Consider the following 16,366-nt stretch of genomic DNA (forward strand, 5'->3'; position numbering starts at 1 on the left):
GCGATCCAGGGTCCGGTGGGCAATGGCGAGAGCACGGACGACACGCAGCCGACGCTGGTGGGCAAGGGTGAGCCGGGCGACACGATCGTCGTGATCGACAACGGCACGCCGATTGGCGAGGCTGAGGTCGACGAGGAGGGCAACTGGAGCTTCACGCCGGAGACGCCGCTGGAAGAAGGCGAGCATGAGTTCACGCTGGTGGAGCGCGATCCTGCGGGCAACGAAAGCGATCCGTCGGATCCGTGGACGGTGATCGTGGACACAACCCCGTCAACACCGGTCATCACGATGGTGATTGACGACGTGGGTCTGATCCAGGGTCCAATCGAAAACGGTGGCACGACCGACGACAACAGGCCGACGCTGGTGGGCAAGGGTGAGCCGAACAAAATGGTGGTAATCGGTGACCACGACGTCGTCGTCGCTATGGTTTGGACGGACGAGAACGGCGACTGGACGTGGACGTCGTCGAAAGAGCTGACCGATGGCTTGCATGAATTCACTGTGTGGTACGTCGGAACAACGGTCGATGAAACGTCGGACCCCTGGGTGATCACAGTGGATGCTGGCGTGCCAGCACCGGTCATCACTACGGTGATCGACGATGTGGGTCCGATCCAGGGGCCGGTGGGCGATGGCGGGGTAACTGACGATGCGCGGCCGACCGTTCGGGGTACGGCTGAGGTGGGCTCGACTGTGTCGGTGTACGACAACGGCCGTCTGATTGGTACGGCGGTGGCGGACAGCAACGGTCAGTGGAGCTTTACGGCGTCAACCGACCTGGCTGACGGATTGCACAGCCTCACGGCGACTGCGACGAACCCGGCGACGGGCAACGTCAGCCCGTCGTCGGACTCCTGGGCAATCACAGTGGATACTGGCGTGGCAGCACCGGTCATCACTACGGTGATTGACGATGTTGGCCTGATCCAGGGTCCAGTGAACGATGGCGGGGTAACGGACGATGCGCGGCCGACCGTTCGGGGTACGGCTGAGGCGGGCTCGACTGTGTCGGTGTACGACAACGGCCGTCTGATTGGTACGGCGGTGGCGGACAGCAACGGTCAGTGGAGCTTTACGCCGTCAACCAACCTGGCTGACGGATCGCACAGCCTCACGGCGACCGCGACGAATCCGGCAACGGGCAACGTTAGCCCATCGTCGGACTCTTGGGCCGTGACCGTCGATACGGTGGCGCCAAGTGCTCAGGCGACCTTCGATCGAATGGGCAAAGACGCGGGCATATGGCCGTGGGACTTCATTACCAATGATGGTTCGGCGGGGCGCCTTATCTATGGCGCATTGACCGCAAAACTCGCCGCAAACGAGAAGGTTCAGGTGTCAGTTGACGGTGGAAAGACCTGGCAGGACGCGCTGACCGATAACGCGGGACACTGGGCATTCCAGGACAACACGTCGCATTACGCCTCCTGGACGATCCAGACGCGCGTGGTCGATGCGGCAGGCAATTGCGGCAAAGTGGTGTCGCAAAACGTAACGCTCGATACGACTGCCCCGGCAGCGGTCAGTTCGGCCACGTATAGCAATGGGGCGTTTTACGTTCAACTGCCTGGAGGCCTTGTGAATGGCGATTCCGTTGTCGTGGTAGTGGGCAATGCAACCCTTTATCATTATTTGACTGCTGGCGAGATCAGCTCGGGGAGCATGGTATTCACTGTCAACCAGAGCGAGATCGATGCGATTAAATCAGGTGCCAGTTGGGGGATTCAGATTATGGATACGGCTGGCAATGCCTCTGGTTGGTACGGTCACGTAGGGGCTCCGTTGCAAATCAACGTAGATGGACATGCAGCGCTATACGTCGGCACCGACAACAACGACGTCTTCACGATAAGCGACACGAAGGCAATCGGCGAAGTGGAGCAGCAGCGAGACATACTCCAGGGCGGAGGCGGTATCGACACGCTGAAGTTGACCGGTGCAGGGCAAAATCTGGACCTTGGAGACACCCCTCACTTGACGCTCAATTCGATCGAAGTGCTCGACATCACCGGTACGGGCAATAACACGCTCAAGCTTTCGCTGGCCGATGTGCTTAACCTGGGCGGGCAGGACCTGTTCGTTGCCGACGGCCGCACGCAGGTGATGGTGAAGGGCAATGCGGGCGACAAGGTCGAGCTGTCCGACTTGCTGCCGAACGGAGGCGATGTTGGCGACTGGGTGCAACAGTCTGGCACCACGACTGTGAGCGGGGTCGCGTATGACGTCTTCTACCACTCGGGTCTGAACGCCGAACTGCTGGTACAGCATGGTGTCGACACAACGTTGCTGAACCACTGACCTCTGGATGGTCCGCGACGCATGACCAGCGTCGCGGACCCCGGAATTTCAACCTAACCATTAAACTTGTCCCCCGGACGATAACTAGCTGTTCGGGGACCGTCTGGATGATTTACCATGACTTTCAATCAAACCCTCAAGCGTGCGCTCGCGGGCGCATTGCTCGTGACTGCAGGCGTCTTGCCCGCCGTCGCACAACAAACTTCTTCTAACCAGCAACCGCCGGCTGCCGTGGCGGCCGCACCCGCTGCTGCGCCGATGGCCGGTGCTGGTACACAGCCCGGCAAGGTATTCGGCCAGACGTACGCGCCCGTCGGACAGGTCGGCCCGCAGCAGGCGCAGGTCGTCTACTACCGTGACACATCCGCTGGCGCGGGCCGGTCGGCTGCCGCTGGTGTCTATGTTGATGGCGACCTGCAGACCGCGTTGCTGCCCAACGGCTACAGCATCTTCTGCGTGAAGCCCGGTGAACACACGCTCGGCGCGCACATCCACGATGCACCGCTGTACAAAGGCAAGACCACCGGTGGCTCCCGCGCTGAACTGAAGGGCGGCATGACCTACTTCATGAAGGTCGCTCCGGCTGGCAGCAATGGTGTACCGGTGACGGTGCCGCGCAACGAAGCCGAAGCCCAGTTGCAGGGCATGCGCGCGCAAATGCACGTGCTCTCCCGCGCGTCTGCAGTTCAGGTGTGCGACTATCCGTCAGTCCCCCTGGTACAACCTGCCGCGGCTGCACGCTCTGCCGTGATTAAAAACTACACGCTCAAGGGCGACACACTGTTCGCCTTCGGAAAGTCTGGCGGTCGGGACATCACTGGCGAAGGGCGGGCGGAGATTTCGCGTCTTGCCGAGCAGATTCTCGCGGACAACGCATCGCTGGAAGCCGTCACGGTGATTGGTCACGCAGACCTGATCGGCTCGGACGCAGCGGCGCAGAAACTCGGCGAGCAGCGTGCGATGACAGTTCGCCGGATGCTGATTGAACACGGCATCCCGACGTTGAAGATTACAGCTGAAAGTGCGGGCAATTCCGATCCTGTAGTGACGGAATGCAGCGGTACGAGGCAGCAGAAGATTGACTGCAACGCGCCCAACCGCCGCGTGGTGGTACGTGTGAACATGTCCCATCCGACCTGATGGCACGGCGGGCACAGGCTCATGTGGCGAGCGACCTTCCTCATTTGGTGAGGTCGCGTTCCCGCCAAGCAGCTGTTACGAAATGAATCAAAACCGCTTTGCGGCGCGTCGCGTACGTAGCGAACTTTCAGGCGTCGAAACGCGCGAAGCGATGCAATCGAACGTTCGAGGGACCAGCTTTGGTAGATGCGTTTCCACGCGTGTTCCTTCTGCCATGTGGCGACCCGTCTGCAGTAAGCGGTTCTGTAACCGTATCCCCCTCTCTGGGGGGTGCAGATTTCACGCAATACCTGAGCGCAGTCCGAACATGATGCCCGCGGAACGGGGCGGTCGGATGTCGGCTTGCGCTCCCCATACTGTCGATTGCGCAGTGTTCGTGCAGGCAGCGGTAGTTCGAGGAGTGGCCTCGGATCGTCTATGAGTTCTTTAGGCGTCAGTTTCCTGTTGGGCGAGACATGACAGGAAGCTGACGCCAGCAGGTCAGAAAAGTTAGCGGTCCGAAAGCGCAATTTTTCAACGTCTTCTTATCGTTAGTCTGTCTTTTGCCACAGACAAAACGAAACGACGAGGGCCTCAAGTACGGAGTAGAGAATGCCCAGACAACCGGCAATTCCTGCAATCAATGTATTGCTTGCTTATGCAGCATTGCAAGACAGTGATCAGGAGTTCTTCAACAGAATGCTCAACGAGTTCACCTTTGCATCCCGGGTGCGCAAACGGGAGTTTATCGAGCAGTGGCGACGGGAGCTCGTGTCCGCGGGCGAAAAACCGATAGCGCCGATACACGACGCCCCCTCCGGAAGGTGAGATTTCAGGGGCTCAGTTTTTTCGATTGCAGGCTCGAACCCCTGCAAAAGAATCGTTCACCAAATGTATATACTGAATTAGTCAATCGTCGTCGGTCAGATTTCATTGTCCGCTCCCCGACGAAGCGCTGTCGTCAGGTATCGGGCCGTAGACGCATTGCCCCCCTCTTAGCCGAGAGTAAAACCATGTTGCCCACCGCGTTCACTTCGACAGATTCTCCTGCCCTGTTTGCACGACTGCGCTCTGCCGTTGAACCGCAGGTCGATCGCCTGGCAGCGCCCTGGCCGTCCTTTGTCCTGTTCTTTTCATGGAGCGACGGGCAGCGGCGAGCCGACGTCGTGAGCACAACGGCCCCGACATTTGACGAGGCGTGGACCCTCGGCATGGAGCGGGCCGCGCAGGCTGTCGGCACGACCGGGGTGACCGTCCAGTGGCTTCGGGTGGACTGGGTCGAAAACGTTGAGGGTACGACATGGAGAGCACTGCGGGAGCGCCTCGAACAGACCAAACGCAACTACTTTCGCAGCGGCCTGTCGCTGGACAGCAGTTTCACGCACGCTTTCCTCGAGACTGAACTGAATGCCAACGCCATGCTGTATGGTGGCGCGGCCCATGCGCATGCCGTTGTCAACATGAAGAACTTCGAACGGTATGCCGCCAACCGGCACAAACTTGCCAACGTGGATTTCGCAGACGCGCGGGATGTGTATGTGTTCTCGTCCCGGGGGGCGTTCACGAGTCGGCAATCGCAGGAAGTACATCTTTTGCATGGAACGGGTCCGAATGCGGGGCGCCGTGTCATGGAACATCTCGAGCCGGCAGACGTCAGGGAGCTCGTCGCATCCGGAAGCCGCTATCTAGCCGGACAGGTACAGCAAGACGGACGCTTTCATTATGGTTGGCACCCCTGCTTCGATCGCGCCATTGGGACTTACAACACGCTGCGCCATGCAAGTTCGGTCTACGCAATGCTAGAGGCTTGGGAAGTGACCCGGGATAGCGACCTCAAGATAGCAATCGATGCAGCTCTGCATTATCTCGTCAACGAACTCATCATGCCGGTGAAATTGCCCTCCGGCGCCCGGGCCGCGTTTCTTGTTGACGCCAAGGCCGAAATTAAACTGGGTGGAAACGGCGTGTGCCTTCTGGCGCTGGTCAAATATAGCGAACTGACCGGCTCGCGCGAATATATGGATCTGCTTGAGCAACTCGCGACAGGCATCCTTTTCATGCAGGATGCGGACACCGGCAAGTTCAGTCACGTACTGAACTATCCGGATCTGTCGGTGAAACAGGCGTTCCGGATCATTTATTACGACGGGGAAGCGGCCTTCGGCCTGATGCGCCTTTATGGCCTGACTAACGATGCGAGGTGGCTCGCAGCAGTAGAAAAGGCGTTCGGCTTTTTCATCGAGGCGAACCACTGGAAGGCGCATGATCACTGGCTTAGCTATTGCGTGAACGAACTGACTCGTCACAGACCACTGGAGGCGTATTACAAGTTCGGAATTCAGAATTTCGCCGGCTATCTCGATTTCGTGATCGGCAGAATCACCACGTTTCCGACCCTGCTTGAACTGATGACCGCTGCCGAGCAGATGATCGGTCGTCTGCGGCAGCAGCCCGAATTGGAACACCTCCTTGCCGGGGTCGATCTGGATAAATTTTTCCAGGCACTGCATGCGCGGGCACAGCGCCTTCTGAATGGCTATTTCTGGCCGGAACTCGCCATGTACTTCGCCAATCCGGGCAGAATCACAGGAAGCTTCTTCATCCGTCATCACGCCTTCCGGATTCGTATCGACGACGTTGAGCACTATCTGTCCGGCTTTGTCGCCTATTTGAACTATCTGAATAAGCAGCAACAGCCGGCGTCCTCCGCGGCCGGGCGGGAATGGAACGCCTCGGTGATCAGGTCAGTCACGCAGGGGACATGGCTTACTGCGCCGTCACCGGGGTGGACCGCGAGCGGCCTTTGCATTTACGCGCCTGCCATGCAGGCCGGAAACGTCGTGGTGGCCCGAGTACGCGAGGCTGACCGCGGGATTCCTGTTTCCGTCATTCGACAGATGCTCACGCGCCCGGTGGGTGTTATCGCGAGCGATCCCGATGTGCAGGCTCAGCTTAAGGATTTGCCTGTACTGCATGTCGCAGATACGGGGGAGGCAATTCTTGCGATGGGCACCTACGCACGCCAGCAGATGAGCGGTACCGTTTTGGCGGTGACCGGAAGCGCAGGGAAGACTACGCTCGTGGCCATGCTGGCTGATACCCTCAATGCTTACGGCCAGACGGCGGCGAGTGCGTTCAACGCAAACCTTCCCCACGGTTTGAGCTGGAACCTTGCGTCGATCACGTGGGATACCCCTCACGTCGTCCTGGAAGTTGCCGTGGGCAACATGAAGAAGAGCGCGCTCATTGCTCGACCGGACATCAGCATTTTCACCAACATCCAGCCAGCGCACCTCGGCAAAAGCAGCACAATCACCGACATTGCCCGGACCAAGAGCATGATCTTTCTTGGCATGTCTGCGGGGAGTACCGTGATACTCAATCGCGACATGCTGGAATGGGACACTGTCTTTCACGCGGCCATGGAGCGGGATCTGAAAATTGTTACTTATGGCACGACTGCCGAGTGCGATTTGCAACTCGTGAGGCATGACGCGGCGCAACAATCGGCTACTGTCCGCATCAGAGGGCGCGATGTCACCTACGCGATTGGGGCTGCTGGCTTGCACATGGCGCTGAACAGCGTGGCCGTCCTCGCTGCGGTTTTGGCGCTCAACTATCCACTTGAGCCCGCGCTGGACCGGATCGCAAACTTCGCAGCCCTGTCCGGTCGGGGCGAGGAGCTTGAGCTGACGCTCGACGGCCGGCACCTGACCGTCGTTGACCATGCCTACAATGCCAATCCCGGTTCGATGCGGGCAGCCTTGGAACATTTGAGGGACATGAAGTCCGCCGGCAGGCGGGTCGCTGTTCTAGGTGAGATGGCTGAACTCGGTCCCGAGGCGCCACTGCGTCACACTGAACTCGCTGCGGTGATTGAGCGTTGTGCAATCGATCGTGTTTATGTGATGGGCAAACTCTATACCGACTTCTGGGAGCGACTGCCCAATGCCTGCCGTGGACGTCACACCCATTCTCTGGATGAGTTGAAATCTGCACTTCACGAAGAGCTGGCCGACGAGGATGTGGTGTTGCTCAAGGGCTCCAACAGCACGGGCATACACCACATCGTGACGTGGATGAAGGCATCTGCCCAGAAGCAGGCCGTCTGACTTTCTTCATGCACGCGGGCAAAGCACCCCTATCACGCTTGACGCAATGACCCCCGGCGCGGGGTCGGTCGTGCGCGCGCATGGCGATCCTTTGATCAGCTGCGTTCGCCCTATACATTCTCACGGAATTTCACTCATGCAATGGCCCGGTCGATATTTTCGACGTTTGTCGCACCTTCTACGCTGGAGACTCCGGCGTTTCCTATTCGTTGCCTTTGGCATTTGGGGCGTGACCGAACCCGCTCTGGGAGGACGGCCCGCACTGGGGCCGTTCGAGGATCCACGGCCCGGAGAGCTCCATACCCCCGTGGGAAGCGAGCCGTTCGACGTTATACAAGCCCTGAATGGCTCATTTAGCTCCCCGGAGCACTGTGCACGAGTTCCCGATAGCCTCTGGGTCGAAGTCAACGGCAAGGGAGATTGCATCCGGTACTACACGCATGGACTTTCCGGAGGCGAGAATTCCACAGTACTTGTTTATTTCAGCGGCGATGTCATGCTGAGAACGGCGAAGGGAGTGAGGTACATTGCGCAATCCTACCGGTCCGCATCACCTATGGAGATTGGTAAGGAGATGGCTGACTGGTCTGCTGATGCCGGCCTCCCTGCGGTCTATCTTGCGCGCCCGGGCATCTATGGCTCCTCTGGCGACCATAACCTGAGGCGCACGCACCGCGAGATTGAATTGATGGAGCGCGCACTGACCATGCTCAAGGAGCGTTACAACATTAGATCATTCATCCTGACCGGACATTCCGCAGGAGGCCAGATCGTCGCCGCGCTGCTGAACAGACGCCAGGACATCGCGGCATCTGTGGTTTCTTCCGGCCTTGTTTCAGTGAAACAGGTCACGGCGTACTGGGAATCCAGACGGGAAATTCCCGGTCGACTTCTCTACGACGCGCAGAATTATTACGATCCTGTCGACGAAATCGGGCGTGTTCGTCGGGACCCGATTCCGGAGATCTATCTGATTTCGGATCCGGAGGATCGTATCGTTCCTTTTTACAGTCAGTTGCACTACGTCCGCCGTCTGCGCGGCGCCGGCCTTAGACCGCATCATATCTACGCCTATGCTCCCGGGCCGCAACGTCACCTGCTCGCCAGACACGCGAAACGCGCAGCGGCGCTGTTGGCCCAGAGAAAGTCCGCGGAGGAAATTCGCATGGCGCTTGCGAAACTGGACTTGCAGCAGGTTCGGTAGATCGTCGGGCAGGTGCGAATTCCAGTGAAACACTGTCCGCAATAGTCGTAGTGCGGGGCGTTGCCCCAGGAAATTGAGCCGCAAGCTTTCTTTGATGCGGGCATCTTGGCCGTGACGCCCACGCCAAGATCTCTGCGGATTGCTAATGGCTACTCTCAGGCTTTTTTCGTAGACTAGTTCAATGGTGGGCGACTTGCTGCTCGTTGCCTGCCGGGCTTCGATTAGCCTGATTTCCGGCTGGACGTGACCGTGTCAATTCTCGACGCGACTGCCGACAGTTCGGGACAGAACCTGTGCGGGGGACGCGCGCGGTAGTGGTGCGCGCTCGCAGCGAGGTGATCGCGATGAGCGTGGTTTTCGCAGAGGCGGCTTGGGTGCCTCGCGCAGAAACAGGGGGGAGTATGAGTGGTATCGATCCGAAACGATTCGGCAAGGTGGCGGTGCTGTCGGGCGGTGTGTCCGCCGAGCGTGAAGTGTCGAACAATTCCGGTCGTCTCGTGCTGCAAGGTTTGCGCGATTGTGGAGTGGACGCACATCTTTTTGATCCGTCCGTACGGCCGCTGTCAGCTCTGAAGGACGAGGGCTTTGTGCGCGCGTTCAACGTGCTGCATGGTGGCTACGGCGAGAATGGGCAGATTCAGGGCGCACTAGACTTTTACGGCATTCGTTACACGGGGAGCGGCGTGCTCGGTTCGGCACTCGGACTTGATAAGTTTCGCGCAAAACTGGTGTGGCAGCAGTTGGGGATTCCAACACCGCCGTTCGAGACTGTGATGCGCGGCGACGACTTCGATGCGCGCGCGCGGGCGATCATCGCGCAACTCGGCCTGCCGCTCTTTGTGAAGCCGGCCAGCGAAGGCTCGAGCGTCGCGGTGATCAAGGTGAAGGCTGCTCAGGATCTGCCTGCAGCGATTTCTGAAGCGGCAAAATTTGACAAGATAGTGCTGGTCGAGAAGAGCATCGAAGGGGGTGGGGAATACACTGCATGCATTGCGGGTGACCTCGATTTGCCAGTCATTCTCATCGTGCCGGGAGGCGAATTCTACGACTACGACGCGAAGTACATCTCCGACAATACGCAGTACCTGATTCCGTGCGGACTGGCATCGTCAGAAGAGGTGCGCCTGAAGGCGCTCGCGCGTCGCGCGTTCGAAGTACTCGGCTGCAGCGACTGGGGGCGCGCCGACTTCATGCTGGACGGTGACGGCAATCCGTACTTTCTCGAAGTAAATACTGCGCCTGGAATGACAGATCATTCGCTTCCGCCGAAGGCCGCTCGCGCGGTTGGTATCAGCTATGAGGAACTGGTCGTGAAGGTATTGTCACTCACGCTGAAGGACGACGGAGTCGCTGGGTGAGCCAACGTTCATCAGCCCGACTTCGTCCTTATTGACCTGCGGGTACATGTATCGCTATAGGTTACTCGCGCGCTCGGACCAATCCTGCCGGTACTTCGGCCTTGAACAGGGTATCTATCATTGCGACGAGCACATTGAAATGGCATCTCTTTACCGACAGACGGTTCCATGCCTGTCTGCAGCCGGTCGCTGTAGCGCAAGCTGACGTATCGCGACTCGCTGTGGGAGTGATAGCGCGGCGCCCCGTCATGGTCCAGGCGATGAGCGCACAGCGCCTGTTCAAGTGCATTAGGAACGAAGTCCGTGGTCGTTGACGAGTTGACGCGCCGGCCGCGACCTCGATTGCGAACGCCACATAGAGCCAGCCCCCCTACGTTATCCTTAGCTTCACGCTCTAGCGCCTGGCCGTATTCGTGTTCTGGCGTGGTATTGCCTTCGTGCTCGCCGCACGATGGACCAATTAAAAAGGCGAAACAGAGGTTCGCCTTTGGTGTGCTGGCGGAGTGGACGGGACTCGAACCCGCGACCCCCGGCGTGACAGGCCGGTATTCTAACCAACTGAACTACCACTCCTTAAATGGTGAGTTCAGTTTAGGCTATTCGAACGCGGTTTGCGAGCCAGATTTCTGTCCAAAGAGGGGGCTATGTGATTGGTCAAGCAGTAGGGGCGAATCTCGTTCGGAGGGAATGCTGTCACGTACGACGAACAGCACCCCGCGGCGTCGTCCGGCACGAGCGAAGAGCGCTCTGCTACGACATTCGCGGGCCTGTCCTCGAACATGCGAAGCGGCTCGAAGAAGAGGGCCACCGCGTCATCAAGCTGAACATCGGCAATCTGGCGCCGTTCGGCTTCGAGGCGCCCGACGAGATCATTCAGGACATGATCCTGAACCTGCCGGGCTCGTCGGGCTACTCCGATTCGAAGGGCGTGTTCGCCGCGCGCAAGGCGATCATGCATTACACGCAGCAAAAGGGCGTGCACGGCGTCGAACTCGACGACATCTACATCGGCAACGGCGCCTCCGAGCTGATCGTGATGGCGCTGCAGGGCCTCGTCAACGACGGCGACGAGGTGCTGCTGCCGGCGCCCGATTACCCGCTGTGGACCGCCGGCGTGAGCCTCGCGGGCGGCACGCCAGTGCACTACATCTGCGACGAATCGAATAGCTGGATGCCCGATCTCCACGACATCCGCGCAAAAATCACGCTGAACACGCGCGCGCTCGTGGTCATCAACCCCAACAACCCGACCGGCGCGCTGTATTCGGACGAACTGCTGCTTGGCCTGATCGAGATCGCGCGCCAGCACGGCCTCGTGATCTTCGCCGACGAGGTCTACGACAAGATCGTCTACGACGGCAAGACGCACACCTCGATGGCGTCGCTGTCCGAAGACGTGCTGACCGTCACGTTCAACAGCATCGCCTACGAGATGCTGACGGCGATCCCGGGCGTGAGCTGCGTGAAGCCCGAGGCGGCGCTGTACATGTTCCCGCACCTCGACCCGCAGGTGTATCCGGTCCAGAACGACCAGCAGTTCATCCTCGACCTGCTGCTCGAAGAGCGCGTGCTGCTCGTGCAGGGCACCGGTTTCAACTGGAAGACGCCGGATCACTTTCGCGTCGTGTTCCTGCCGAACGTCGACGACCTCGCCGATTCGATCCACCGGATCGCGCGTTTCCTCGATGGCTACCGCAAGCGTCCTACGGCCTGCTGAGTCGCCCGGACAGCCGTTTCGCCTAAGGCCAGTAAGCAGGCCGCGTTCTGCTGCGCGGAAGCTGTTCTGGCAGACCAGTTTCAGGTATGCCAATACGACGGAAGCCTTGGAGACACGAGCGAGTTCTCCCGACGTAAGGTGAATTAAGCATACCGTGACAAGATTCGTCCAGTAAGCGGACTAACATCACCTCCCCGAAGCGATTCTCATCGGTCGGTGCCATTCGTGCAGGGTTTCGGAGGAGCACCCGGGTTCACGCCTAGCGCGGGGTCACGATGTCAGGCGGGGCTTGCGGTGGCCACATTGGTTTTGCAAAGTCGGACGGCAGCAGGTCGCTGAATCGGCGTTGAGTCCACGTTACGGCAAATAGGCGACCAGATACCAGTGGGTCTCGAGGTTGCGGGTGGCTTTGATTTCCAGCGCCCCTTCAGACGCTTCTAGTCAGCTTGCAGGCGCGACGATGCCATCTCTTTCAGCGCTCAAACTGAGAGCCTGCGTTGCTCAGCCTTGGTCGCGACGGGCGGCAACGACGAACTCGAAAATTGCGAAAACTCGATCGACCGTGCGCACTCCACGGCATTCAACTCGAAGGTGGCGCTGGTGCAATTGGACCAGCATTCGAAGTCAAGGCGATATGCAAATTCGTACTGGTCCTGCCAGTTCGGTGCGGCCGTCTGATTTCGCCAACGGACTGATTTTCCGACAATGAGATCCAGTACGAAATTTCCTGTTTCGTTTCATCAGTCACGCGAAGTAACCGAACCGACCCTTTAGACGAGGAATATTCCATCGTTCTCTAAGTTGGGGACTGCGGTTCACCTGTCGCGTAGCAACGATCAATCTGACCGGTTCCGATCATGACCCAACATACTCGACCCGAAGCGCAAGCCGCGTTGCAGGCTTTGAACCAGGAGGGAGACCGTCCGGGATTGGCACGCCGCCCAACCGGATGGCTGATTTTGGCGCTGCTTGGCGCGGTGGCGAGTGGTCCTGTCGCTGCGCAAACGAAGCCTGATCAGACATTGGTAAGCGATGCCACAATCGCACCGAAACCCGGTTCGACGAAAGCGAAACAACTGTCTACGTCGACCAACCGCGCGCCCCCAGCGACCTTCGCGCAGTGGCTCGAAACGCAACCGTCCAGTACCGATAACGTGCCTTCAGTCGATTCCGCCACGCTACGTCGCATCTTCCGTGACGCTGTCGAGAAGGCAGAGCAACGCAGTCCCGAAGTGAGGCAGGCATATACCGCCTATGAAGCCGCGAATGCAGATGTCGACGAAGCGAAGGGGCAACGGTGGCCACAAATTGACATCGGCTCGCAGACACAGAGCCTTAAATTTGGTCCGGGCAATCGGAATGGCGACAATAGCGGCAATGTGGTGACGGCGACCATCTCGACGACGGTGTACGACTGGGGCCGCACAAAAAACACCATCGGAAGCCGTGAGCATCTCTCGGATGCTGCGCGCAGCAATTACACTGCGGCGCGTGAGCAGAATGCGTTCGACGTGACCAGCACGCTTGTCGAGCTGGGCAAACAATGTGCGATCGTTGACTTGAGCCAACGATTCGTGGAGCGGATGGCCACGCTCGTAAAAATGCTCGATGAAATCGTGGCCGTCGACCGAGGTCGCGGCAGCGAACTCACTCAGGCGAAGGCCCGTCTGTTGCAGGCTGAAGCCGCGCATGATTCCGCGCAGGCCAAGGTGCGCGATGCGGAACTGAAGCTACAAAAGCTGTTAGGTGAGACCACGCCACCGATTCCTCGCACGCGCGACTGGCCCATCCAACCGGGCAATCTGCCGCAACTTCTGCAGCAGGTGGACACTCACTCGAGCCTACGTCAGATTCAATCCGAGGCCAATGCGGCCGACCTGAATGCAAAGGCGGTGAAAGCGTCGGGGCTGCCAACGGTCAACTGGACTGTCAGTGCAAATGCCGGCGTCGGAGGCGCGGGACAACGAGCGCCATGGCAGACCATGTTGACGCTCAATTGGGCGGCATTTCGTGGCGGTTCGACGAAGGCGGCGACGGCCGCGGCCGGGCATCGAGCACAGGCCGCGTGGCAGCGCGTCGATCAGCAGCGGCGTGACCTCGAGTATGGCATTCGTGCGGCAGATCAGGATGCGCACACCATGCTTAGCCGCGCGGACCAATACGAACGACTTTCCGCCGAGACCGATCAGGTTCGCAAGGCCTTCTTCGAACAGTGGTACCACTTGGGCAAACGAACCCTGCTCGATGTGTTGCTCGCGGAGAACGATCACTATGGCAACAGGGTGAGCGAAGTCACGAATCGCTTCGGCGGTTACGCGGCGGTGCTGCAGGAATATGCATCGGCAGGCGCGCTGCTTGACTGGCTGGAGACGGGTCGCACCGGCAGTTGAGCGTTCACCAAGGCAAGGTTGCGAAAGCGATGATCGACCGTACGCATGTGCTGTCTGGTCTGCAACAGACACAGCTGGTCGGAATCGCGCGATCAAGCGCCTATTACACACCGCGGCCGGCGAGCGGGGCATGGAATTTCCGTTCGCCGGAACTCAGTATGTCGGCGCGCCTGCTGCATCGGGAAGGCCGTATGTAGTGGACCCGTTAGGCAATTGTGTGACCGGACGCGCGCACACGCTCCTGGAGCTGAGTGCGGAACGGCTGCTACGGAGGCGGCCTCGACAGATATTCACAGGTCGAGTGATTTGTTCTTGTTTGTAACCAGTTGGATCGGGGGAAGCTTTGTCAGCTAAGGCTCTGTGGGGTGTCGATTTGACAAATTCCAGTGCGGTCGGTCGTCTTCCTGACGGGTTGCCTATTTTTGTGCTGCCGCGATAGTTGTGCGCGATATTCTGACATAATCACTCAACGTCCGGACACCTAGGAATTTTTCAGAGTGGGCACTATCGTTGAACCGGAGGAGCCCGCAACGCGCGAGCGGGTGGAGCGTCCGAGGCAATCATGCTCCTGATTTGATCTTAGGCAGCGTTGCGAAATATGCATCATCTGCTGCCTGATCTGCCAGGCTCGAATGGGGCCGATTTCGCTTGTAGAGCTCTATGTATTCGCCAATGGAGCGCTGAGCATGACTGACCGACTCTTTGGCCTTCAGATAGACTCCCTCGTACTTGAGGCCGCGCCAGACTCGTTCGACGAACACATTATCACGTCAGCCGCCACAGCCGTCTGTCGACGGCCGGATACCCCGGCTCAGCGCGACTTGGGCGCCCGCGCCCGCAGCGAACTGGCTGCTCTGAGTGGTGCTGACGATATCGAGCCACCTATAGGGCGCGCGCGTTTCTTCCAGTATCTCCATATCGCGCGTCGCTATTGGGGTGAAGGGGGCCTCGTGCGCGAGTACCTTGCGGCTCGCCCAGTGCATCATCGGCGTCAGACAGACGGAGCCCCTTCCAGGGAAACATTGCCCAGGGTCAAGTTGCCAATATCGGCAGACAGTGCCTCGAGGTTTGCCGGGTCCTCGCTCGCCGGCGCGCCTGCCTTGCCGGATCAGTCCCTCGCGCGCTCCGGCATCTGTCGCTTCCATCTCGTGATCTGGTTCGGATGCCTATCGAACTGCCGCGCCAGTTGGGCCCGTGCGCGCTCGACTTTACCCGGTGCCCGCGCCTCTTTGGCTTTGAACACCCGGGGGCGCGTCTGTCGCGTTTTGCTCGCCATGGTTTCAGGTTCCATTACCCGCGCTATTGTTCGCCCAATCCCCGATCAATCCGCTTGCCTAGCTGGCCAAATTTACGCGGCCACCTTTCAACTATTACCGATTTATTCGAAGTCTGTAATGTGTGTGACTACATTTAGAAGCAGGAAACCTTCAAATGGATGATTTCACCATCCGGGTCATTCTCGCCGATGACCATCCAGCTGTCGTTGCCGGACTACTTCATACACTCAAGAAGCACCGCACGCTTGAAGTTGTTGACACGGTTGGCAATTCGACCGAATTACTTGCCGCACTTGGCAAGCAGCCCTGCGACGTACTCGTATCCGACTACGCGATGCCCGGAGGCGATTACGGCGATGGCATCACACTGTTTTCATTCTTGCGACGCCGGTACCCCGCTCTACGGATTGTGATATTGACCATGATTGACAATCCCGGTGTGATTCGCTCTATTCTCAAGCTCGACATTCAATGCATTCTCAGCAAGGCCGATACGACCGACCATTTGCTAGCCGCAATTCATGGCGCGTACGCGAATGGTCGTTATTTTTCCCCAACCATTTCTAAGATTGTCTGGCAGCTCGACGTCGAATCCATGGGTTCCAGTAGCCGGGCGCTCACCAAGCGTGAATCTGAAGTAATCAGACTATTTGTATCCGGACTCTCCGTCAACGAAATTGCGGCGCAACTCAAGCGCAGCAAACAGACCATCAGCGCGCAAAAAACCAGTGCGATGCGCAAGCTTGGAGTGGAGACTGACACCGAGCTGATCAAATACTCGATTGGGGCGGCGCTTGCAGACGAGCCGGTTGACGAAGACCGCAATGACGGGCGGGATGACACGAAACCGGGGGCAAGCTAGTGCTCTTGTGGCGCGACAATCGGGAT

The 16,366-nt window shown here is 59.0% G+C and carries 10 protein-coding genes and 1 tRNA gene; 9 read left to right on the forward strand and 2 right to left on the reverse strand.

Annotated elements, in window-relative coordinates; translation table 11 throughout:
• The 6 genes from LJ655_RS27890 to LJ655_RS27915 form a co-directional block, all read left to right on the forward strand.
• Positions 1-2,301 (forward strand): Ig-like domain-containing protein (locus tag LJ655_RS27890; RefSeq protein WP_230564395.1); only part of this gene is annotated, 2,301 nt, incomplete at its 5' end.
• 117 nt (positions 2,302-2,418) lie between these two features.
• The gene (locus tag LJ655_RS27895) at positions 2,419-3,441 is read left to right on the forward strand and encodes an OmpA family protein (protein WP_230564396.1); all 1,023 of its coding nucleotides are present in this window, start codon (positions 2,419-2,421) and stop codon (positions 3,439-3,441) included.
• A gap of 591 nt (positions 3,442-4,032) precedes the next feature.
• Complete coding sequence (locus tag LJ655_RS27900; protein ID WP_230564397.1) at positions 4,033-4,248, forward strand: hypothetical protein; 216 nt, start codon at positions 4,033-4,035, stop codon at positions 4,246-4,248.
• A 185-nt stretch (positions 4,249-4,433) separates the two neighbouring features.
• Positions 4,434-7,532: a UDP-N-acetylmuramoyl-tripeptide--D-alanyl-D-alanine ligase gene (locus LJ655_RS27905; protein WP_230564398.1), complete on the forward strand. Its 3,099-nt coding sequence runs from the start codon at positions 4,434-4,436 to the stop codon at positions 7,530-7,532.
• 574 nt (positions 7,533-8,106) lie between these two features.
• Positions 8,107-8,736 (forward strand): hypothetical protein, encoded by a 630-nt coding sequence (locus LJ655_RS27910; RefSeq protein ID WP_230564399.1) that lies wholly within the window; start codon positions 8,107-8,109, stop codon positions 8,734-8,736.
• A 401-nt stretch (positions 8,737-9,137) separates the two neighbouring features.
• On the forward strand, positions 9,138-10,094 hold the full coding sequence (locus LJ655_RS27915; protein ID WP_230564400.1) for a D-alanine--D-alanine ligase: 957 nt from the start codon (positions 9,138-9,140) through the stop codon (positions 10,092-10,094).
• Positions 10,095-10,590: 496 nt separating this feature from the next.
• Here LJ655_RS27915 and LJ655_RS27920 read toward each other — a convergent pair.
• A tRNA-Asp gene (locus LJ655_RS27920) sits at positions 10,591-10,667 on the reverse strand.
• A 184-nt stretch (positions 10,668-10,851) separates the two neighbouring features.
• Between LJ655_RS27920 and LJ655_RS27925 the strand changes: the two genes are divergently transcribed.
• Positions 10,852-11,811: an aminotransferase class I/II-fold pyridoxal phosphate-dependent enzyme gene (locus LJ655_RS27925; RefSeq protein ID WP_230564426.1), complete on the forward strand. Its 960-nt coding sequence runs from the start codon at positions 10,852-10,854 to the stop codon at positions 11,809-11,811.
• 857 nt (positions 11,812-12,668) lie between these two features.
• The gene (locus tag LJ655_RS27930; RefSeq protein WP_230564401.1) at positions 12,669-14,201 is read left to right on the forward strand and encodes a TolC family protein; all 1,533 of its coding nucleotides are present in this window, start codon (positions 12,669-12,671) and stop codon (positions 14,199-14,201) included.
• Between the two features lie 560 nt (positions 14,202-14,761).
• Here LJ655_RS27930 and LJ655_RS30440 read toward each other — a convergent pair.
• Positions 14,762-14,962, reverse strand: a complete 201-nt coding sequence (locus LJ655_RS30440; protein WP_425605844.1) for an integrase core domain-containing protein — start codon at positions 14,960-14,962, stop codon at positions 14,762-14,764.
• A gap of 670 nt (positions 14,963-15,632) precedes the next feature.
• Between LJ655_RS30440 and LJ655_RS27935 the strand changes: the two genes are divergently transcribed.
• Positions 15,633-16,340 (forward strand): response regulator, encoded by a 708-nt coding sequence (locus LJ655_RS27935; RefSeq protein WP_230564402.1) that lies wholly within the window; start codon positions 15,633-15,635, stop codon positions 16,338-16,340.
• Positions 16,341-16,366: the final 26 nt, after the last annotated feature.

The sequence above is a fragment of the Paraburkholderia translucens genome (assembly GCF_020881035.1).
Taxonomy (GTDB): Bacteria; Pseudomonadota; Gammaproteobacteria; order Burkholderiales; family Burkholderiaceae; genus Paraburkholderia; species Paraburkholderia translucens.

What these genes read in the sequence shown, in the direction of transcription:
- LJ655_RS27895 (WP_230564396.1), top strand. Translation starts at nt 2,419, where the DNA reads ATGACTTTCAATCAAACCCTCAAGCGTGCGCTCGCGGGCGCATTGCTC.
- LJ655_RS27900 (WP_230564397.1), top strand. Translation starts at nt 4,033, where the DNA reads ATGCCCAGACAACCGGCAATTCCTGCAATCAATGTATTGCTTGCTTAT.
- LJ655_RS27905 (WP_230564398.1), top strand. Translation starts at nt 4,434, where the DNA reads ATGTTGCCCACCGCGTTCACTTCGACAGATTCTCCTGCCCTGTTTGCA.
- LJ655_RS27910 (WP_230564399.1), top strand. Translation starts at nt 8,107, where the DNA reads ATGGCTGACTGGTCTGCTGATGCCGGCCTCCCTGCGGTCTATCTTGCG.
- LJ655_RS27915 (WP_230564400.1), top strand. Translation starts at nt 9,138, where the DNA reads ATGAGTGGTATCGATCCGAAACGATTCGGCAAGGTGGCGGTGCTGTCG.
- LJ655_RS27930 (WP_230564401.1), top strand. Translation starts at nt 12,669, where the DNA reads ATGACCCAACATACTCGACCCGAAGCGCAAGCCGCGTTGCAGGCTTTG.
- LJ655_RS27935 (WP_230564402.1), top strand. Translation starts at nt 15,633, where the DNA reads ATGGATGATTTCACCATCCGGGTCATTCTCGCCGATGACCATCCAGCT.